The organism is Chryseobacterium sp. CH25, assembly GCF_004119455.1.
In the GTDB taxonomy this organism is placed as follows: domain Bacteria; phylum Bacteroidota; class Bacteroidia; order Flavobacteriales; family Weeksellaceae; genus Chryseobacterium.
This window is the reverse complement of sequence record NZ_NRQT01000001.1, coordinates 323,304-342,630: the sequence shown is the minus strand read 5'-3', so window position 1 is coordinate 342,630 and position 19,327 is coordinate 323,304. Positions and strand designations below refer to the sequence as shown.

The 19,327-nt window shown below is 35.8% G+C and carries 19 protein-coding genes and 1 pseudogene; 13 read left to right on the top strand and 7 right to left on the bottom strand.

Translation table 11 applies throughout. The features are described from left to right. Nucleotides 1-22: 22 nt before the first annotated feature. Complete coding sequence (locus tag BOQ64_RS01520) at nucleotides 23-832, bottom strand: enoyl-ACP reductase (RefSeq protein WP_062670284.1); 810 nt, start codon at nucleotides 830-832, stop codon at nucleotides 23-25. A gap of 120 nt (nucleotides 833-952) precedes the next feature. After that, nucleotides 953-1,252 carry a hypothetical protein gene (locus tag BOQ64_RS01515; protein ID WP_129056631.1) on the bottom strand — a complete coding sequence of 100 codons (300 nt, stop codon included), beginning with the start codon at nucleotides 1,250-1,252 and terminating at the stop codon, nucleotides 953-955. A gap of 138 nt (nucleotides 1,253-1,390) precedes the next feature. Here BOQ64_RS01515 and BOQ64_RS01510 point away from each other — a divergent pair, with 138 nt between their 5' ends. The 4 genes from BOQ64_RS01510 to BOQ64_RS01495 all read left to right on the top strand — a co-directional run bounded on the left by BOQ64_RS01510 (nucleotide 1,391) and on the right by BOQ64_RS01495 (nucleotide 4,852). Continuing rightward, nucleotides 1,391-1,948, top strand: a complete 558-nt coding sequence (locus BOQ64_RS01510) for a DNA-3-methyladenine glycosylase I (RefSeq protein WP_129056633.1) — start codon at nucleotides 1,391-1,393, stop codon at nucleotides 1,946-1,948. A gap of 257 nt (nucleotides 1,949-2,205) precedes the next feature. Further along, entirely contained in the window at nucleotides 2,206-3,480 is a 1,275-nt protein-coding gene (locus BOQ64_RS01505) for a hypothetical protein (RefSeq protein ID WP_129056635.1), read from the top strand. Nucleotides 3,481-3,647: 167 nt separating this feature from the next. Beyond that, nucleotides 3,648-4,076 (top strand): MarR family winged helix-turn-helix transcriptional regulator, encoded by a 429-nt coding sequence (locus tag BOQ64_RS01500; RefSeq protein WP_129056637.1) that lies wholly within the window; start codon nucleotides 3,648-3,650, stop codon nucleotides 4,074-4,076. Next, entirely contained in the window at nucleotides 4,073-4,852 is a 780-nt protein-coding gene (locus BOQ64_RS01495; protein ID WP_129056638.1) for a hypothetical protein, read from the top strand. The genes BOQ64_RS01500 and BOQ64_RS01495 overlap by 4 nt, the downstream gene beginning before the upstream one ends. Before the next feature lie 183 nt (nucleotides 4,853-5,035). Here BOQ64_RS01495 and BOQ64_RS01490 read toward each other — a convergent pair whose 3' ends face one another. The 4 genes from BOQ64_RS01490 to BOQ64_RS23560 are packed head-to-tail and all read right to left on the bottom strand — an operon-like array spanning nucleotide 5,036 to nucleotide 6,916. Then, the gene (locus BOQ64_RS01490; RefSeq protein WP_129056640.1) at nucleotides 5,036-5,554 is read right to left on the bottom strand and encodes a hypothetical protein; all 519 of its coding nucleotides are present in this window, start codon (nucleotides 5,552-5,554) and stop codon (nucleotides 5,036-5,038) included. A gap of 6 nt (nucleotides 5,555-5,560) precedes the next feature. Continuing rightward, nucleotides 5,561-6,415 (bottom strand): nucleoside phosphorylase, encoded by an 855-nt coding sequence (locus BOQ64_RS01485; protein WP_129056642.1) that lies wholly within the window; start codon nucleotides 6,413-6,415, stop codon nucleotides 5,561-5,563. Nucleotides 6,416-6,434: 19 nt separating this feature from the next. After that, a complete protein-coding gene (locus tag BOQ64_RS01480; protein WP_228448055.1) occupies nucleotides 6,435-6,773 on the bottom strand; it encodes a hypothetical protein in 339 nt (112 codons plus the stop codon). After that, nucleotides 6,716-6,916 carry a hypothetical protein gene (locus BOQ64_RS23560; RefSeq protein ID WP_228448053.1) on the bottom strand — a complete coding sequence of 67 codons (201 nt, stop codon included), beginning with the start codon at nucleotides 6,914-6,916 and terminating at the stop codon, nucleotides 6,716-6,718. The genes BOQ64_RS01480 and BOQ64_RS23560 overlap by 58 nt, the downstream gene beginning before the upstream one ends. A 228-nt stretch (nucleotides 6,917-7,144) precedes the next feature. Here BOQ64_RS23560 and BOQ64_RS01475 point away from each other — a divergent pair, with 228 nt between their 5' ends. The 3 genes from BOQ64_RS01475 to BOQ64_RS01465 all read left to right on the top strand — a co-directional run bounded on the left by BOQ64_RS01475 (nucleotide 7,145) and on the right by BOQ64_RS01465 (nucleotide 12,505). Further along, nucleotides 7,145-8,974, top strand: a complete 1,830-nt coding sequence (locus tag BOQ64_RS01475) for a cytochrome-c peroxidase (RefSeq protein ID WP_129056644.1) — start codon at nucleotides 7,145-7,147, stop codon at nucleotides 8,972-8,974. Nucleotides 8,975-9,312: 338 nt separating this feature from the next. After that, nucleotides 9,313-11,478: an alkaline phosphatase PhoX gene (locus tag BOQ64_RS01470; RefSeq protein WP_129056646.1), complete on the top strand. Its 2,166-nt coding sequence runs from the start codon at nucleotides 9,313-9,315 to the stop codon at nucleotides 11,476-11,478. A 127-nt stretch (nucleotides 11,479-11,605) separates the two neighbouring features. Next, nucleotides 11,606-12,505, top strand: coding sequence for a leucine-rich repeat domain-containing protein (locus BOQ64_RS01465; RefSeq protein ID WP_129056648.1), 900 nt, complete (start codon nucleotides 11,606-11,608; stop codon nucleotides 12,503-12,505). A gap of 2 nt (nucleotides 12,506-12,507) precedes the next feature. Here BOQ64_RS01465 and BOQ64_RS01460 read toward each other — a convergent pair whose 3' ends face one another. Beyond that, nucleotides 12,508-12,831, bottom strand: a complete 324-nt coding sequence (locus tag BOQ64_RS01460) for a translation initiation factor (RefSeq protein ID WP_068943063.1) — start codon at nucleotides 12,829-12,831, stop codon at nucleotides 12,508-12,510. A gap of 154 nt (nucleotides 12,832-12,985) precedes the next feature. On the opposite strand from BOQ64_RS01460, the gene BOQ64_RS01455 reads away from it, so the two are divergent. The 6 genes and pseudogenes from BOQ64_RS01455 (at nucleotide 12,986) to BOQ64_RS01430 (ending at nucleotide 19,286) form a co-directional block, all read left to right on the top strand. Further along, the gene (locus BOQ64_RS01455; protein WP_129056650.1) at nucleotides 12,986-14,215 is read left to right on the top strand and encodes a DUF2268 domain-containing putative Zn-dependent protease; all 1,230 of its coding nucleotides are present in this window, start codon (nucleotides 12,986-12,988) and stop codon (nucleotides 14,213-14,215) included. Nucleotides 14,216-14,427: 212 nt separating this feature from the next. Further along, on the top strand, nucleotides 14,428-15,969 hold the full coding sequence (gene gpmI / locus BOQ64_RS01450) for a 2,3-bisphosphoglycerate-independent phosphoglycerate mutase (RefSeq protein ID WP_129059616.1): 1,542 nt from the start codon (nucleotides 14,428-14,430) through the stop codon (nucleotides 15,967-15,969). A gap of 149 nt (nucleotides 15,970-16,118) precedes the next feature. Then, on the top strand, nucleotides 16,119-17,096 hold the full coding sequence (locus BOQ64_RS01445; RefSeq protein WP_065394661.1) for an acyl-ACP desaturase: 978 nt from the start codon (nucleotides 16,119-16,121) through the stop codon (nucleotides 17,094-17,096). Between the two features lie 98 nt (nucleotides 17,097-17,194). Beyond that, nucleotides 17,195-17,625: pseudogene (locus BOQ64_RS01440) on the top strand (BT0820 family HAD-type phosphatase). Nucleotides 17,626-17,709: 84 nt separating this feature from the next. Then, the gene (gene map / locus BOQ64_RS01435; RefSeq protein ID WP_129056652.1) at nucleotides 17,710-18,519 is read left to right on the top strand and encodes a type I methionyl aminopeptidase; all 810 of its coding nucleotides are present in this window, start codon (nucleotides 17,710-17,712) and stop codon (nucleotides 18,517-18,519) included. Continuing rightward, entirely contained in the window at nucleotides 18,519-19,286 is a 768-nt protein-coding gene (locus tag BOQ64_RS01430; RefSeq protein WP_129059615.1) for a class I SAM-dependent methyltransferase, read from the top strand. The genes map and BOQ64_RS01430 overlap by 1 nt, the downstream gene beginning before the upstream one ends. Nucleotides 19,287-19,327 lie beyond the last annotated feature (41 nt).

The following is a 19,327-nucleotide window of genomic DNA, read 5'->3' as shown; positions in this document are numbered from 1 at the left end:
TTATAAGATATTTTAAATACTGTTATTCAGCATCATATTTACTGATCACTCTCTGAGTAACCCCTGAGCTGCTGAAACCTCCATCATGGAAAAGATTCTGCATCGTTACTTTTTTAGTAAGATCAGAGAAAAGAGTTACACAATAGTCTGCACATTCAAGAGCTGTAGCATTTCCTAGTGGAGACATATCTTCAGCATAACCAAGGAATCCTCCGAAACCTTTCACACCACTACCAGCAGTAGTCATAGTAGGAGACTGAGAAACTGTATTTACACGTACTTTTCTTTCACCCCAATAGTTTCCGAAAGTTCTTGCAATACTTTCTAGGTAAGCCTTGTTATCAGACATATCATTGTAATCAGGGAATGTTCTCTGAGCTGCAATATAAGTAAGTGCAAGGATGCTTCCCCACTCATTCATACAGTCTTTCTCCCAAGCCACACGCATTACTTTATGGAAAGAAACCGCTGAAATATCCCAGCCTTTTTCCAACCAATCGTAGTTCATTTCCGTATAGTGTTTTCCTTTTCTTACATTGATAGACATTCCGATAGAATGAAGGATAAAGTCGATTTTACCAAATTTTGCAACAGCAGCATCAAAAAGTTTCTCAAGATCTTCGATAGAAGTAGCATCTGCACCTATAACTTCAGAACCTGTTTTTTCGGCTAAACCATTAAGTTCTCCCATTCTTAAAGCGATAGGAGCATTAGATAAGATGAATTCTGCACCTTCCTCATGACATCTTTCAGCAACTTTCCATGCGATAGATTGTTCATTAAGGGCCCCAAATATAATTCCCTTTTTGCCTTTAAGTAAACCGTATGACATAATTTTTTAATGTTTATTGAAATACAAATGTAGCAATAATTGTGGTTATGACATAATAAAAATGGAGCCTTATCAATTATAAGACCCCATTTTCTTGAAAATATTTATATGACTGAAATTTTAATTGGTTTTCTTGTTCCATTCTGCCTTTACATCCTCTGCTGCATCCTTAGTTTTTTCCCAAGCTTCATCAGCTTTGTCCTTAATATCTTCCCATGCATCGGATACATTAGCTTTTACCCTGTCTAGCCAGTCTTCCTGTTTGGCCTCTTCGTCATTATTCCTCTTTTCATTAATATAGTCCTTGGCTCTGTCTGCCAATTCATTGATTTTCCATTTGGCTTTTTCCGTTGCATTCTGTAAAGAGTTTTCTACATTGTTTACTGCATTTTCCGCTTTGTTGTAATCTGAATTGTTCATAATACTATAAATTTGGTTTGGTAGTATTGAATAAACAATAACCATTCCTAAAATTGACCTCCTTTGTTAAACTTTTCATAATCTTTTGTTATACTTTTCTAAATCAACCTTACCTTTATGTTATAAAAATTGATAATTATGGAAAAAATACGCTGCGGCTGGTGCGAGAAAGATGACCTCTACAGAAAATACCATGATGAAGAATGGGGGAAACCTGTTTATGATGATGAAACAATCTTTGAATTCCTTATCCTTGAAAGCTTTCAGGCAGGCTTGAGCTGGTATACCATTCTTTCTAAAAGAGAGAACTTCAGAAAAGCTTTTGATTATTTCGACTATAAAAAGGTTGCCGTCTATTCAGATCAGAAAATAGAAGAGTTGATGAATAACTCTGGAATTATAAGAAATAAACTTAAAATATTGGCTGCAGTAACCAATGCTCAGAGGTTTATGGAAGTTCAGAAAGAATTCGGAAGCTTTTCAAAATATATCTGGGGATTCATAGATGGAACCCCCATTGATAACCAGCCCAAAGCTTTGTCGGAAGTACCCGCAACTACAGAAATTTCTGATATGATTTCCAAAGATCTGAAGAAAAGAGGATTTAAATTCGTTGGTTCAACAGTTATTTATGCTCACATGCAGGCCACAGGTATGATAAATGATCATATTGAAACTTGTTTCATTAGGGAGTGATAAATTATGTTTTATTCAATTTTTGGTGATAATTTTTGTTAATTATTCATCTATTGGTTTTAAATTGTGCAGCTGTTTATTTCACATGATGGTACTAATCAAAGGGTATTTAATCTATTGTTAATTAGTATATTTTTCAATTTTATGTGAGTAGTGGTCTGTTTAATCACACTTAAGTGTTTTAAATTATTGTATTTTCAATGAAATTATGTATTTATTAAAAAGTTTGTATCTTTGCATCCTCAAAAACATAGGTGATGCAAAGAAATTATAAATTAAGATTTAGTCTTCTCTTTTTACTCTTTACGTTTTTTACATATGCACAGATTGGGATTGGGTTGCCCAGTCCGGATGCATCTGCTATGCTTCATGTAAGTGCTAAAGATAAAGGAGTACTTCTTCCAAGTATTGCCCTCAATTCAGATACAGATGCTGTAACAGTGCCTTCTCCGGCAGATGGACTTATCGTTTGGAATAACGGAAAATCTGGACTAACAGAAGCTGGATTTTATTATTGGTTTGCTACTAAGTGGAACAGAATTTCCACTTCTTCCAATACCGGTAAAGGAGATACCGGAACAGGTTGGAATACAACAGGAGAGAATGCCGGGACCTATAGCGGAGCCAATACTGCATTGTCGTTAGGAACAAAAACAATGGATGACCTTATCTTTAAAGTAAATGCTGCTACTGCAGGAAGATTAGGGGTAGATAATTCTGTAAGTTTCGGATTGGGCGCTAATGCCGGTCAGAACGGAATTGCCATTGGAAGTTCAAGTTCTGCATTTCAGGGAATTTCCATTGGTAGTGCAGCCGCAGTTACTGCAAATGAAGCATTGGCGATAGGAAATAAATCCACAGCAGGCGCTTTTAAGTCCACAGCAATTGGGTACAATGCTCAAACCAGTAAAAACGAATCCACAGCGATTGGTAATAACGCTTCAGCAGGAGGTTTCCAGTCTATAGCGGTGGGTTATAATGCAAAGACCAATACAAACAGTGAAACAGCTTTAGGATATAATGCTGTTACCAATAAAGAAAATTCAACAGCAGTAGGCTCCGGAGCAAATGCTCTGGGACAGTTTTCTACTGCAGTAGGATATGGAGCAACTACCTCACAGGCCAATGCTATTGTGTTGGGGAATAATAATGCGAATGTAGGCATTGGCACGGGGGCTCCAAATACTTCCGCAAAATTAGATGTAAACGGACAGTATAAACTGGGAGAGAGGGGGAGTATACAGAAAAACCAAATCAGTTTTGAAGTATGGCCCGGAGTTTCCATTAATAATATGCCTCCAGGGAAATCTACCACATTGGAAATTGCTGTTCCTTCAGGATATCAGCCAGGTTCTACAAGGGCCGTTGTAGTGGTATCCCCAGCAGGAGATTTTGCAGGGAATTCAACATTCTCTATTTCTAATCCAAGAATGACTTCCACCTCAAGTATTACAGTTAATCTTACTAATATCTCAGGAAGTGCAAACAGTCTTAACTCAGGTCATTTTTATGTGATGATTAATGAGTTTTAAATTTGATAATAAGTTTTATTATAGTTGATATGGTGTTAAGGACCTCCGGTTTCGGAGGTCTTTTTTATGTAATGATTTGTAAAATAAAGTAATTAAGTTTAAATATTGTAAACAAAAATATTGTGCACAAAATAAATTAAGTATTTTTGTCTTTTAAAAAATGAATTATGATCGCGCTGTCAGAACATTTGTGCTTCAAAACTTATGCTGTTTCAAGATATATTACGGGCTTATATAAACCTTATCTGGATGAAATTTCATTAACGTATCCTCAATATCTGGTCATGCTGGTATTATGGGAAGATGGTGAAATGAAGATAGGAAAGATTGGAGAACACCTTCATCTGGATAACGGAACATTAACTCCCTTATTGAAGCGTATGGAAAAAAACGGATTGGTCAACAGGAACCGAAGTTTAGAAGATGAAAGAGTAGTGATGATAAGTCTTACAGAACAAGGAAAAGCATTAAAGGATAAAGCTAAGCATATTCCGGAATTGGTTCAGGGCTGCTTTCATCTTGATGAAGAAAAAAAGAAACAGCTGATGTCAGGTATGGATGAAATTTTATCAACACAATCTCAAATCAAAATATGAAAAAAATAGGAATCATCGGATATGGCTGGCTGGGAGCCAAAATTTCGGCATCCATTTCGGATCAGTATGAAATTTATGCAACTACTACAACGGTTGAAAAAGCAAATGAACTCAATGCAGAAGGTACACATGCCATTGTTGCCAGTTTTCCAGACTATCAGCTCAGTGAGTCATATCCCCAATGGGAAGCTGTGAAAAACCTGGATGTTTTAATTATTACAATTCCTATTTCAGAGAAAAGCTGTTGCGTAAGTTCTTTATATAACAGAATTCAGAATTTATCCTCTTTTGTCAGAGATTTTAAAGGACAAATGTTTTTAATGAGCTCTACAGGGGTTTATCCGGATGTATCAAAAGAGATAATAGAAGAAGACCTTCCTTTTGAAAAAGTTTCAGGAGAAAGAATGGTAAGAAATAAATATCCACAGGTGAATATTCTGAGACTTGGTGGATTGATGGGAGATAATAGACTTCTTAAAAACTATAAGGTAAGTAATCTGGATTTTGCTGTGAATCATATACATTATAAAGATATTGCCGGTATTCTTTTAAAAATGATCGAAAATGGAACAGAGAAATCCTTATATAATGTAACAACCCCATTGCATCCGTCAAAAGCTCAGGTCGTCAATGCCCAGAGAAATATAGAAAATGGGGAAGAGGAAACAGAAGTAAAAGGGAAAAAAGTTTTATCCTCAAAATTGGTTTCCGAGTTGGGCTATGTTTTTCAGTATCCTGATCCAAGGAAATTTCATGAGGTTAATTTGAATCATTAAAAAAGTAACTGACTGCAAGAAAAAATCTGCGCAATCCTCAGAATCCGCAATAAAGAAACTCAATAGAAATGGGCTTTAACCTATTCAAAAAAAATAAGCCATCCACTGGCTTTAGCCAAAACCTATAAAAAAACCTCTGGAAAAATCCAAAGGTTTTTATATTTAACAGGGCCTATAGGCTGTTTATTTTACGGTCTGAAAATATTCTTTTTCAGCAAAACTGTAAGCGTGAAACTTATCCATTCCGATCCAGTTGAAAGTCAGTCTAAGTTTCTCACTGTATTTATCAATATTAGAATATTTCTTTTTTAAAGAGTCGTCATCAAAGATGATGGAATCCTGCATGATTTTCCCATCAAATACTCCCAGAAAATAATCATCCACGGGCATACCTCCAAAATCGGAAGTGTGCTGAATGAGAAAGTTTTTGATATGATGTTCTTCAATGAGTTTTATAATATCCAAAACGGTGTGTTTCTCATCCGCCCCCCATAAGACCAGATCGTCAGGCTGATATTGCTTGAAATCATCAAGCAGATCCTGAGCATGGTCATATTTCTGAGCATCCTCAATAAACCAGGATATAGAAGATCCGGGAATATCAAAAGGAACAAACAGGACATTTCTGATCTTAAAATGAACAATACTTTTATCTAATTCAATAGACTGATCGGTAATAAAACAACTGATGTCCTGACCCATAAAGATTTATTTAATAATTCTGTCAAGAACCCAAGTAATCAGGTTTTTCTCAGAGTTGTGGTGGTCTGTAGAGAATTCTCCACGTCTTCTGTTAGCTACTACGTTATTTACAGTAATTGCTTTGTGACCTAGTAATTTTGAAAATGCATAGATGGCAGAGGTTTCCATTTCAAAGTTGGTAACCCCAAGATCGTTCAATGTTTCAAGGAACTTATCATCTACAGCTTTTAGACGAAGCTGTCTTCCCTGTGGAGCATAGAATCCAGGGAAAGTAGCTGTATTTCCATGGTATTTAGCATCTTTGTAGTATTCACCCATTTCTTCTGCCCAGTCTGAGAAGTAAAGCATTGGCTTGATCCTTTCGTAAGGGAATCTTTCCATGAAGCTTTTAGAGAATTCATTTTCAAAATTGTAGTCCTGGTAGAAATGCATTAGACCATCTAATCCTACTACGTTTTGAGTAACCAGCATATTATCAACCTCTACATCAGGGTTCACACTTCCACAAGTTCCCATACGGAATAACTCAAGGGCTTTGTGCTCAGTTTTGAACTCTTTATTTTGAAGATCGATGTTTACAAGAGCATCAAGCTCGTTCATTACGATATCAATGTTCTCTGTTCCAATACCGGTAGACATTACAGTAATTCTTTCTCCACGAAGTGTTCCTGTATGCGTGTAAAATTCTCTTTTATTTTTTTTGATTTCTACGGTGTCAAAAAATTTTGAAACCTTTGCTACTCTGTCCGGGTCACCCACAAGGATGATTTTATCAGCAATATCTTCGGGTAAAAGATTCAAGTGGTATACACTTCCGTCTTCATTCAGAATAAGTTCTGAAGCAGCAAGTTTGTTTAGCATAATTTATATTTTTTTGTTTTTAATCAATGAAAATTGCCTCTTTATAAGGAGAAGCCATGAGTTGATAGATAGAATCATATTCTTCAACAATCCTTTTTTGTCCCTCCATCAGTTCGTATACGGTAACAACAGTTTTTTCAAAGTTTTTAGGATCTTTTCTCTGTGAGGTAATCTCATAAAAGTGATTGTCTTTTTTAAGAATAGAAACCAGTTCTTCTTTGGTAGAATTATTGGAAGACATCATTCCCGGAAATTCCATAACAACGTCTTTAAGTTCCGCATAGTTTTTATAAGGTTTGGTTACCCCGTTGGAATACACATAAACATTCGGAACCGGTTTATCCTGTTCCAGACGCACCAGATAATAGTCATTTCCTTTTTTTCGGCATATATAGCCATTTCCTGTTGCTTTGCAGGTTTATCTGCCTGCTTTTTCTTTTGTGAAAATGCCGTAAGAGAAAGGAAACTCGCTGTAACAGCAAACAATAATTTTGTTTTCATACTCCTATTTTAGTTTTGATGTGTTGAATTTAATTAAAAAAATCCTCTCCCAATAACCTCTCCCCATTATTTTACGGTATTTCAGAATAAACCGCTCCTTAAAGAATAATGAATCTGATTTCGGGGTTTAAAATTAGTGAAAAATATTGTACTAAAAATATAAACATTATTTAATCTGCTATTAAAATTAAGATAACATGAGATGAATAGTTTTGCCGCTAAAAATTCATGAGATCTTATCCACTGCTTATTATTGTCCTTCTGATAGGATTTGCAGTAATGTCTTTTAATCCTGTTTATAAAGGAAAAGAAAGTGAAAATACATTTATTAATAAAGGATTATCTGATTTTAAAGGTAAGCTTGAGCAGTTGAAATCGGATGTTCGTAAGTTCTCTGAGGACCAAATTTCCATTGAAGAATTACAGACATCATTAAGAAACACGAGAAATTCATTTAAAGAAATTGAATTCTATATTGCCTACCATTATCCCGAATTCACTAAAACTCATCTGAATGCAGCCCCTTTGTTTCATATTGAGGCAGCAGGTACGTCGGCTTATACACTTCCGCCTGAAGGATTACAGGTTTTGGATGAACTCATATTTTCCGAAGAAGTAAAAGATGAGAAAGAGAAGATCAAAACCATTACCGATTTTTTATACAACAGCTATTCAGGTTTCTATCTGAGTGCCATGAAAAATGGGATGAGTAAAGGAAATAACAAAACGTTGCCTTTACGTATAGAATTAATCAGAATCTACTCCCTGGGAGTAACAGGTTTTGATACTCCGGGCTCTCTGAATATCTCTGAAGAAGCCAGCCATGCCTTTTCGGGAATGCAGAAATATATCAATGATGATCCTTATTTTAAAAATTATAATACTCAAAAAGCCAATCATACTATAACCGAAGCTGTAAGCTATCTTTCCAAGAATAAAAGTTTTGAAATCTTTGACAGAATTGAGTTTTATAAAAAATATATTCAGCCTTTATATGAAGAATTAGGAAAATGGGATGGAAGGCCAGATGATCTTAAAGAATTTTCCGGTTGGAATGTCAGCAATAAAAACCTTTTCAGCAGTGATTTTTTGGATCCATATTTTTATACATTACTAAAATCCTCAGAAGATAATCCTGATCTTCGGAATCTTGGAAAATCAATTTTCTATGACCAGAACTTAAGTGGTAACGGGAAAATGAGCTGTGCAACATGTCATCTTCAGGAAAATGCTTTTACAGATCTTAAGGCGAAGTCACCAAGTAATGTAGAAGGAAAAACAGTACTGAGAAATTCACCAACTCTATATAATGCTGTTTTTGCCAAAAGATTTTTCTATGATCTGCGTGCCTTTTATCTGGAACAACAGGCTGAACACGTAATTTATAATGAAGATGAATTTAATACAAGCTATGAAAGTATCATTCAGAAGTTAAAAACAAAACCTGAATATAAAAAAGCATTCCGTACCGCTTTTAAAGATGGAAAGATCAGTAAAGAAAATTTTTCAAAAGCATTAAGTTCTTATGTTGCTTCTTTATATTCTTTCGACAGTGATTTTGACCGTTTCATGAGAAATGAAAAGGATGTTTCTGAAGATGTTAAAAAAGGATTCAATCTGTTTATGGGTAAAGCCAATTGTGCAACCTGCCATTTTGCACCTCATTTTTCAGGATTGGTACCGCCATTTTTTAACGAAAACGAGTCTGAAGTTCTTGGTGTAACTACAAAACCGATAAAACAACTTCCTGTGGAACTGGATCAGGACCTCGGAAGAGGAAACAGCCCGGTAAAAAAAGAAAAATCCTGGATTTATGACTATTCGTTTAAAACGGTTACGGTTAGAAATATTGCTCTTACAAAACCCTATTTTCATAACGGAGCCTTCAATACCTTAGAGGAAGTTCTTGATTTTTATAATGAAGGTGGAGGAGAAGGTTTGGGACTAAAGATGAAAAACCAGACGCTTGCTCCGGATAAATTAAACCTTACACAGACAGAGATGAACCAAATTATTGCCTTTCTGAACGCTCTTACAGATGTGAGTAAAGCGAAGTAGGTGAGGTTCGGGGTGCGAGATGTGGGGTTCATGTAACGTTGAGATTTAGATACAGTTCCCTTCAAATAATGAATTAGAGGTTTGAGTCATTTATAAGTGAAAAAATAAATGATTCAAGCCTCTAATTGTATATTTCCATGCTTTATAATCAATATCTAAAATTTGCACCCCACATCCTGAAACACACATCCCGCACCTCAACTATTTAACAGAAACTTAATCCCCTTAACATTAGGTTTTAAATTAATTAATATTCTCCAGTTTATATTTAAACTCCTATTAACAGAAGGATCACCTTTAAAAAATAGTTTTGCAAGGTCTAATAAATCAAATTGAAAATGAAGAAAAAATTACTAACAATTGGAGCTTTGGCTCTACTTGCCGGGTCAACCATTCAGGCGCAGACCGTTATTTTTGATAAGGGTACATCCTGGAGTTACAAGGACCTTGATCAGGCGCAACCTGATGCATGGAAAACTCAAAACTATGATATTTCTTCCTGGCCAGTTGGGAATTCACCACTAGGGTATGGAGATCCTGTTACCACAACTATTCATTCCGGAGCTACAGGATTAATTACAGCTTATTTTGCTAAGGATTTTAACGTAAATCTTTCTACGCTTTCCGATAATATGGAACTTGGAGTAATGAGAGATGACGGGATTGTAGTTTATCTTAATGGTGAAGAAGTAGTAAGAGATAATATGCCTACAGGTACCATTACATTTAATACTTTATCCAGTACAACAATTGATGGTGCTGCAGAGAATGTATATAATGTTTTCTCAATTCCAAAATCAAAATTTATCAACGGAGTGAACAGAATTTCCGTTGAGTTACATAACAGAAGCGCAACCAGTTCAGATCTTAGAATTGATGCCTATCTGAAAACTACATCTACTACAACTCCTACACCGGTTGTATGTAACGGAGCACACATCAGCTGTTTTACATCTATTGTTCCTACAGCACAGACTAACAAACTTATTATTCCAGGAGAGCACAAGTATCAGCTTATTCTAAAAGAAGGAGATAATTATACTGAAGGCGGTGGTTTGGTAGGAGGTCAGAATGACTTTACAGCTTACGTAGGTAAATCAGGAAGCAGTACAAATGGTTATCTTTCTGTGAACCACGAAACCAATCCAGGTGGAGTTACTATGGCTGAGGTTAATTATAATACTGCTACAAAACTTTGGCAGTTGACAAGATCAAGAGCCGTAAATTTTTCGGATCCTAGTTTAGTGCAGACTATCAGAAACTGTTCAGGAGGAGTTACTCCTTGGGGAACAGTAGTAACCGCAGAAGAATCTGTAACTTCTAACGATGTAAACGGTGACGGATACAAAGATTATGGATGGCTTGTAGAAATTGACCCTGCAACCGCTCAGGTTATTTCTAAAAATGCAGACGGCTCTAAAGGTAAACTTTGGGAGATGGGAATCATGAACCATGAAAATGTGGTGATTAATAATGCAGGAACAACAGCATATTACGGTGAAGACGGTGGTACCCATATGGTGTATAAGTATGTGATGGATACTCCAAATAACCTTTCTTCAGGAAATCTATATGTATTAAAATTAGATCAGGGATTAACAGCAGCGGGAGATCCGGCAGGAACTACAGCAACATGGGTTCAGGTTCCGAATAAGACAAAAGCAGACCAGAATAATACCAGCACCAATGCTCAGTCGGTAGGTGGAACAAGATTTAATGGAGTAGAGGATGTAGACATTAGTCCTCTGGATGGTAAGATTTATTTTACAGCAAAAGGATTAGATAAAGTATATCGTTTACAGGATAACGGAACTACAGCTTCTCAGGTGGAAACATTTGTAGGAGGAGCAAACTCTGTATATTCTTTCGAAACTGCACAGGGAACAAAGTCAGAAGCTTGGGGTGATGGAAATGACAACCTTACTTTTGATGAGCTTGGAAACCTTTGGGTACTTCAGGATGGTGGTAAAAACTATATCTGGGTAATTGCACCGGATCATACACAGGCTAATCCGAAAGTAAGATTATTTGCTTCTATGCCGGCAGGGTCTGAGCCTACGGGATTAACTTTCACTCCTGATCATAAATTTGGTTTCTTCTCTATCCAGCATCCGGATTCTACTATTTCTACAGATATTGATGCTACAGGAAATATGATTGACTATAGAGGGAAATCTGCTACAGTAGTTATTGCACTTAAAGGAAATCTTGGAACACAGGGCTCTTTGGGAACAATTGAAAATATAGCAGCTGAAAATACGGTAACAGTAGCACCGAATCCTACTTCAGGAATAGTGAAGATCAACTCTCCAAAGGGATTGAAAGATATTTCAGTAACCGCTTACAGCATGGATGGAAAAATCGTATTTACGAAGAAATTCACCGGAACGAATAAGGTATTAGACCTTGATTTTACACAGCAATTGGAAGGATCCCGTGTTTTAATTCTGAATATTGAAGCAGAAGGAGGATTCCAGAAAACGGTAAAACTTTTAAAGAAATAAAACCATTTATAATTCTGTCTGTCGGTAGCTTTTGTTACTGGCAGACATTTTTTATACAATCCAATCATCTGCAAACGTAAATACCAATTAAGAAACCAGGACTGAATAGGGTCTTTAACATCTTCATATGAAAAAGCTTTTTTTATTTATTTCCATGATCTCACTTTCTCAGATTAACGCTCAGATTGATCCTGTGAAATATCCTACTTTTACCAGTATGGAAGATGCTTTGAACAGTAAAAAAGCTGTTTACAGTATGAGCTTTAGAGAAAAAGGATTATTTAACCTTCCGCCACAGATTGTGAAACTGGATTCATTATTCTTCTTGAATATAATGGCGAATAAGCTTGAGAAGATGGATCAGGAGCTCTTCAAGTTAAAAGAACTGGAATTTTTAAACGTAAATGAAAACAGTATTAAATACATTCCTGATGAAATCAGCCAGCTCCAGAAGTTAACCACTTTTTCCATGAATCTGAATAGCCTTACAAGTATTAATCCCAATATTACAAAGCTTCAAAAACTTAAAGTAGTTCATTTTGATGCCAATAATCTGAATACTTTTCCCGAGGCCCTTATGGAAATTCCAACTTTGGAAGAAATAAACCTGCAGGGAAATCAGATCAGTTTTATTGCTGATCGACTGTATCAGATCAAAAATCTAAAGTTTTTAAACCTGGCTAACAATCAGATTAATGACATGGGAAACCTTTCGTTTCCAAAAAGCTTAAAATATATTGAATTACAGCAGAATACCATTGCAAAACTTCCTGAAAACCTTTTTAAAGCCCAGGAACTTGAATTTCTGAATGCAAGTGATAACAATATCACAGAAGTTTCAGCAAAAATAAAAGGATTAAAAAATATTGTCAGTATGAATTTGGCCAACAATAATCTGAAAGATATTCCTGTAGAAATCAGTCAGCTTAAAAAACTTAAAACCTTGATTCTTACAGGAAATCCTATAGAAAAATCTAAAATTGAAAAATTAAAAACCTTACTGCCGGAAGCCCAGGTTTATTTCTAAACCTATCCGCCAACACGTTTGGTTTTGTAACCCATATCTTTAAGGATAGCCATTATTTTATCACGGTTGTCACCCTGAATGATAATCGTTCCATCCTTTTCAGAACCGCCTATTCCTAAGGTGGTTTTTATTTTCTTTGAGATTTTTTTCAGATCCTCCTCACTGCCTTCCCAACCCTCTACAATCGTTACAGGTTTGCCGTTTCTTCCTTTCTTCTCAAATTTGCATACCAATGGCTCTTTCTGCTTGAATTCTTCTTCAGGCATTTCAAAATCCTGCTCTTCATGTTCAGGAAAAAGATTCTTCAATTGATCACGTAAGTCCATACAGCAAAATTAAAAAAGATTTATGGATTTATAGAGGAAATAAACCTGAAATTATAAAACCATATTAGAGAAATATTTTTAGTTGAGAAACGAAAGAGAGATTTAAATTCAATATAATATTTTATATTTTTGACCGTTAACCTTAAAAACTAAAATGAAAACCAATCACCTTATACTGCTTTCTTTGTTGTCTTTTGGAACGATGAATGCTCAATTTGCAGAAGATCCTCTAAACGCAGTTTTAGAAACGAAAGACGCACAAAACTTCTGGAAAGCCTTTGATAAAATGGAAACCTCCATTGCCAATCCTTTTGTAGAATACATAGACAACGGTTCGCCGGGAGTAAAAAGTTTTATTAAGAATCGTATCATTAATGCAGATTCTCTGTATGCAACAGTGAAAAAAAATAAAGAGGAATATCTTAAAACCAGACATGTATTAGACGGAATTGGGACAAAAGATAAAAAACTAAAAGCAAGTTACAGCGCTTTAAAATATTGGTATCCAAAAGCTAAATTCTCAACCGTCTATTTCGTGTATGGCAGAATGAATACAGGCGGAAATTCTTCCAATGAGGGAATTTCGATTGGAACTGAGCTGTTTAAGAATTTAGATGGAGTAGTACCTCTTATTGTCCATGAGATGATCCATTATCAGCAAAATAATAAAGGTGGAGAAACTTTATTAAAACAAGCTTTAACAGAGGGAGGAGCTGATTTTATTGCAGAATTTGTTTCCGGAGAGCAAATGAATGTAAAAGCGTTTCAGTATGGTGAAGCGAATTCAGATAAATTATACAAAGAATTCGTAACAAGATATAAAAGTGACGATTTAAGAGATTGGTTTTACTGGACTTCCAAAAAAGACGACAGACCTAATGATTTGGGATATTGGATAGGATACAAAATATGTGAAGCCTATTTCAATAAACAGACCGATAAACACAAAGCAGTACATGATATTTTAAACATTGAAGACCCATTTTTATTTTTAAAAGAAAGTGGTTTTCTGGATTCTTACATCCAGGCGTATGCAAAAGAAAAGAATTTAAAATATGATGATTTTTTTCAGGAATTTTCAGGTGAACCTTCAACAGTAACATTAGTAGTGAGTGTTCCCGATAAAAATGATGAGGTTTATATTGCAGGAAATCAGAAAGGGCTGGGGAGTTGGAATGCATCTTCAGTTAAAATGGAAAAGAAAAGTGATTTTGAAAGAACCCTTACTTTAAAAATATATTTACCGGCACAATTGAAGTTTACCAAAGGAAACTGGAATCAGGAAGCCGATGTAAAAGGAGTGGAAAAAGGGCAGAACATTAAAATCGAAAACGTAAAATCAAATAAGTTTACCTATAAAATTAACAGTTGGTTCAAAAATTAGAGTTAATGCTAGATTTGAAGTCAGGCGACTGAAATTTATCAGTATACATTTTAAAATCTGCAAAACCTGTGAGATCTGTGAGAATAATATAGTTTACAGATTATACAGAGGATGCAGATTTTTTCTTTTTACTCTGAATACATAAAAATCAGATCTCCAAATTCTTCTATTCATCGGAAATTCGGTAAATTTGTGTACTAAAGTTTTACAAAATGTCAAAAAAAGCAATATTAGCAATCCTTGACGGATGGGGACTGGGAACAAACCCTGAAGTTTCTGCCATAGACAAAGCAAACACACCATTTATAGATAGCTGTTACCAAAAATTTCCACACACAACTCTTGAAGCTAGCGGTTTAGCCGTAGGTCTTCCTGCAGGACAGATGGGGAATTCTGAAGTAGGGCACATGAACCTTGGAGCCGGAAGAGTGGTTTACCAAAACCTGGTAAAACTGAATATGGCTGTTGAAAACGGTACCCTTGGGCAGGAAAAAGTGATCCAGGATGCTTTTGATTACGCTAAAAAAGAAAACAAAAAAGTACATTTCATCGGATTGGTTTCCAACGGAGGAGTACATTCTCATATCAATCATCTGAAAGGGTTATTAACTGCAGCCAAAGAATTTGGTTTGAATGAAAATGTCTTTGTACACGCATTCACAGATGGAAGAGACTGCGATCCTCACTCAGGATTAGGTTTTATTGAAGAGCTTCAGAATCATATGGAAGCAACTACCGGAAAACTGGCTACTGTGGTAGGAAGATACTACGCCATGGACAGAGATAAAAGATGGGAGCGTGTAAAATTAGCTTACGATGCTCTTGTAGAAGGAGTAGGATTAGAAACTACAGATGCATTGGCTGCCATTAAAGATTCATATGATAATAATGTAACAGATGAATTCCTTAAACCAATCATTTTAGTGAATACCACTGCTACAGGAAATGTTGTTCCAGTGGCTAAGATTATTGAAAATGATGTGGTGATCTGTTTCAACTTCCGTACAGACAGAGGTAGAGAAATTACAGAAGTTCTTTCACAGAAAGATTTCCCTGAATATTCTATGAAGAAACTTAACCTTAACTATATTACATTAACCAATTATGACAAGACATTCCAGAATGTTCAGGTTGTTTTTGATGAAAATGTTTTAACAGAAACAATGGGTGAAGTTTTGGAGAACAATGGTAAAACTCAGATCAGAATTGCTGAAACTGAAAAATATCCACACGTTACTTTCTTCTTTTCAGGAGGAAGAGAGCAGGAATTTAACGGAGAAAAGAGACTGTTGTGCCCAAGCCCGAAAGACGTTCCTACTTACGATTTAAAACCTGAAATGTCAGCTTACGATATCACGAACGTGATTGTTCCGGAATTGGAGCAGGGAACAGCTGATTTTGTATGTCTGAACTTTGCCAATACAGATATGGTAGGACATACAGGAGTTTTTGAAGCAGCAGTAAAAGCAGCAGAAGTGGTAGATCAGTGCATCCAAAAAGTAGCAACAACTGCTTATGAAAACGGATATGCTGTGTTCATTCTTGCTGACCACGGAAATTCAGATGTTATGTTGAATCCGGACGGAACACCTAATACTCAGCACTCAACCAATTTAGTTCCTTTTATTGTGATGGATAAAGACCATACATGGAACCTAAAGCCAGGAAAACTGGGCGATGTAGCGCCTACAATCCTTAATGTAATGGGGGTTGAAATACCAAATGCAATGACAGGAGATATTTTAGTTAGCTAAAATTCAATAATATTGTTAAAAAAATGCCGTTATAGCTATATATCGGCATTTTTTATGATTTATGTCAGATAAGGTATGAGTTGCATACTTTATTATGCGTTAAATAATAAATAAATCATATCTTTGCTAATTAAAAACTGAATATAAAAATGTATCAAAAGCTTGTTAGGAAAGAAGTAATGGGAATATTGGAAAAGGAAGTAGGTTCTTTTCTTGATAAATTTTTAACGCCAATTGAAAAAATATGGCAGCCTTCTGATTATTTACCAGATCCTTCAAGCGAAGAATTTAAGCATGATCTTGAAGAAATTCAGACATTCGCCCGTGAAATGCCTTATGACCTGTTTGTAACACTAATTGGAGACTGTATCACAGAAGAAGCTCTTCCATCTTACGAATCTTGGTTAATGGGAGTGGACGGAATCAATCAGGAAGAAAAAGTAGGCTGGGCAAACTGGGTGAGAGCCTGGACAGCTGAAGAAAACAGACACGGAGATTTATTGAATAAATACCTTTACCTGTGTGGTAGAGTAAATATGAGAGAAGTTGAAATCACTACTCAATATCTTATTAATGACGGATTTGATTTGGGAACCAGTATGGACCCATACAGAAACTTCATCTATACAAGTTTCCAGGAAACAGCAACCAATATTTCTCACAGAAGAGTAGGAACATTGGCAAAACAGTCCGGAAACGGAAAATTAGCTAAAATGTGTGGAGTAATTGCAGCGGATGAAGCAAGACACGCAAAAGCTTACAAACATTTCGTAGCTAAAATCCTTGAAATAGATCCATCAGAAATGATTCTTGCCTTTGAAGATATGATGCGTAAGAAGATCGTAATGCCGGCTCACCTGATGAGACAGTCAGGTCAGAAGGCAGGAGAACTTTGGGGCCATTTCTCAGACGCTGCACAGAGATGTATGGTGTACACAGGTCAGGATTATATCAACATTATGAAAGATCTTTTGGATGAATGGAAGATTGAGCACGTAAAAGGCCTTACAGAAAAAGCAGAAAAAGCACAGGAATACCTGATGAAGCTTCCTGCAAGACTACAGAAGATTACAGACAGAGTTTCTACTCCGGATCTTCAGTTCCAGTTTAGCTGGGTTAAGAGCTAGTAGCCTATATTATTATTTTAAATTATAAAAGTATTGAGTGCCTTTCTTTTTGGCACTCTTTTTATTTCTTATCTTTGCAAAGCTAAAAAAAGAACAAAATGTTAAATAATAAAAAGATTGCTGTTGACTTTGACGGGACTATTGTTGATGATGCTTACCCAGGAATTGGAAAGGCAAAGATCTTCGCTTTCGAGACCTTGAAAAGACTACAGGCAGAAGGATTCAGACTTATTCTTTGGACATACAGACACGGAAAAGCGTTAGACGAAGCAGTAGAATTCTGCAAAAAAATGGAGTGGAATTTTATGCCATTAATTCAAGCTTTGAAGGAGAAGTTTTTGATTCAGCAAATCAATCCAGAAAACTGGATGCAGACTGGTTCATAGATGACAGGAATATTGGTGGATTCCCTGGATGGGGTGAAATCTACAATATTATTCAGGAAAGAATAGAATTCCGTGTAGAAGGAGGAGAAGTATTGGCCTATTCAAAGCTTAAAAAAGAAAAGAAAAAAGGACTTTTCTGGTAAAATAAAATATAACAATCTAGTAGTGTATGATCTATCAACTGATATGGCTACACTGATATATTAATACATAGGTAAATTAATACAATGATTCAATTAAAAACAATAGACGAACTTCGTCTGATGAAGGAGAGTGCCCGATTGGTTTCTAAAACATTGGGAATGTTGGCAAAAGAAATTAAGCCGGGAATTACAACTTTATATTTAGATAAATTAGCACACGATTTTATTAAAGATCATGGTGCTGAACCTGCATTCTTAGGATATGGAGGCTTCCCGAACTCTCTGTGTATTTCTCCGAATGAACAAGTGGTTCATGGTTTCCCGAATAATGAAGTGGTAAAAGAAGGAGATGTTCTTTCTGTAGACTGTGGAGTTGTTTTAAACGGGTTCGTAGGAGATCACGCCTATACTTTTGAAATTGGAGAAGTAAAGCCGGAAGTTAAAAAACTTTTGAAAGTTGCTAAAGAATCCCTTTATAAAGGTATTGAGCAATGTATCAGAGGAAAAAGAATCGGGGATATCTCTCATGCCATCCAGGCACACTGTGAAAAAGAAGGATATGGAGTAGTAAGAGAGCTTGTAGGACACGGTTTAGGAAGACAAATGCACGAAGACCCACAAGTTCCTAACTATGGAAAGCAGGGAAGCGGAAAAGTAATCAAAGACGGTTTGGCTATTGCTATTGAACCGATGATTAACCTTGGAACTGAAAAAGTGAAATTCCACAGCGATGGCTGGACGGTAACTACTTTAGATAACCTGCCATCTGCACATTTTGAGCATGATGTAGCCGTAATCAATGGTAAGCCGGTATTGCTTTCTACATTTGATTATGTATACGAAGCTTTAGGAATCGTAAGTGATGAAGAAAAGCCTTTCCAACTGGATTTTTAATGAAAAAGATAACTAAGCTTTTACTGAATAAAATTCCACGTCCAATGCTTATTAAAATGAGTATCTGGGTAAGACCGCTTATTTATCAGTTTTTCAAAGGAGATCAGTTTTATGATCCTATTGATGGAAGATCTTATCGCAAGTTCCTGCCTTATGGGTACGGAAAGCAAAGAGAAAATGCTCTTTCTCCGGGAACTTTAAGCCTGGAAAGACACCGTCAGATGTGGCTGTATCTTCAGAATGAAACCGATTTTTTCATCAAAAATTATAAAGTACTGCATATTGCTCCCGAACAGGAATTTTTAAGAAAATTCAAGAGAATGAGCAATCTGAACTATATTTCTGCAGATCTATATTCTCCCATTGTAGATGTAAAGGCTGATATTCTTGATTTACCTTTTGAGAATGACAGTTTTGATATCGTATTCTGTAACCACGTTTTGGAACATATTGAAGACGATGCAAAAGCAATGAGTGAACTGTACAGGGTAATGAAGCCCGGTGGATGGGGAATTCTTCAGGTTCCGATGAAAAATTCACTGGAGAAAACCTATGAAGATTTTACCATTACAGATCCGAAAGAACGTCAGAAACATTTTGGCCAGTACGATCACGTTCGCTGGTATGGAATGGATTATTTTGAGCGTTTAAAAAATGCAGGATTTGAAACAGATATCAATTTCTATTCACAGAAATTTTCTGAAGAAGAAATCAAGAAATATGGGTTAAGAAGCAATGAAATCTTACCTGTAGTTTACAAAAAATAAAAAAACCGTCTTCAAATTTGAAGACGGTTTTCATTTTAAAG

Bases quoted from the DNA above. Each gene is read 5' to 3' on its own strand.
- BOQ64_RS01520 (WP_062670284.1), bottom strand. From the start codon at position 832: ATGTCATACGGTTTACTTAAAGGCAAAAAGGGAATTATATTTGGGGCC.
- BOQ64_RS01515 (WP_129056631.1), bottom strand. From the start codon at position 1,252: ATGAACAATTCAGATTACAACAAAGCGGAAAATGCAGTAAACAATGTA.
- BOQ64_RS01510 (WP_129056633.1), top strand. From the start codon at position 1,391: ATGGAAAAAATACGCTGCGGCTGGTGCGAGAAAGATGACCTCTACAGA.
- BOQ64_RS01505 (WP_129056635.1), top strand. From the start codon at position 2,206: ATGCAAAGAAATTATAAATTAAGATTTAGTCTTCTCTTTTTACTCTTT.
- BOQ64_RS01500 (WP_129056637.1), top strand. From the start codon at position 3,648: ATGATCGCGCTGTCAGAACATTTGTGCTTCAAAACTTATGCTGTTTCA.
- BOQ64_RS01495 (WP_129056638.1), top strand. From the start codon at position 4,073: ATGAAAAAAATAGGAATCATCGGATATGGCTGGCTGGGAGCCAAAATT.
- BOQ64_RS01490 (WP_129056640.1), bottom strand. From the start codon at position 5,554: ATGGGTCAGGACATCAGTTGTTTTATTACCGATCAGTCTATTGAATTA.
- BOQ64_RS01485 (WP_129056642.1), bottom strand. From the start codon at position 6,415: ATGCTAAACAAACTTGCTGCTTCAGAACTTATTCTGAATGAAGACGGA.
- BOQ64_RS23560 (WP_228448053.1), bottom strand. From the start codon at position 6,916: ATGAAAACAAAATTATTGTTTGCTGTTACAGCGAGTTTCCTTTCTCTT.
- BOQ64_RS01475 (WP_129056644.1), top strand. From the start codon at position 7,145: ATGAGATCTTATCCACTGCTTATTATTGTCCTTCTGATAGGATTTGCA.
- BOQ64_RS01470 (WP_129056646.1), top strand. From the start codon at position 9,313: ATGAAGAAAAAATTACTAACAATTGGAGCTTTGGCTCTACTTGCCGGG.
- BOQ64_RS01465 (WP_129056648.1), top strand. From the start codon at position 11,606: ATGAAAAAGCTTTTTTTATTTATTTCCATGATCTCACTTTCTCAGATT.
- BOQ64_RS01460 (WP_068943063.1), bottom strand. From the start codon at position 12,831: ATGGACTTACGTGATCAATTGAAGAATCTTTTTCCTGAACATGAAGAG.
- BOQ64_RS01455 (WP_129056650.1), top strand. From the start codon at position 12,986: ATGAAAACCAATCACCTTATACTGCTTTCTTTGTTGTCTTTTGGAACG.
- gpmI (WP_129059616.1), top strand. From the start codon at position 14,428: ATGTCAAAAAAAGCAATATTAGCAATCCTTGACGGATGGGGACTGGGA.
- BOQ64_RS01445 (WP_065394661.1), top strand. From the start codon at position 16,119: ATGTATCAAAAGCTTGTTAGGAAAGAAGTAATGGGAATATTGGAAAAG.
- map (WP_129056652.1), top strand. From the start codon at position 17,710: ATGATTCAATTAAAAACAATAGACGAACTTCGTCTGATGAAGGAGAGT.
- BOQ64_RS01430 (WP_129059615.1), top strand. From the start codon at position 18,519: ATGAAAAAGATAACTAAGCTTTTACTGAATAAAATTCCACGTCCAATG.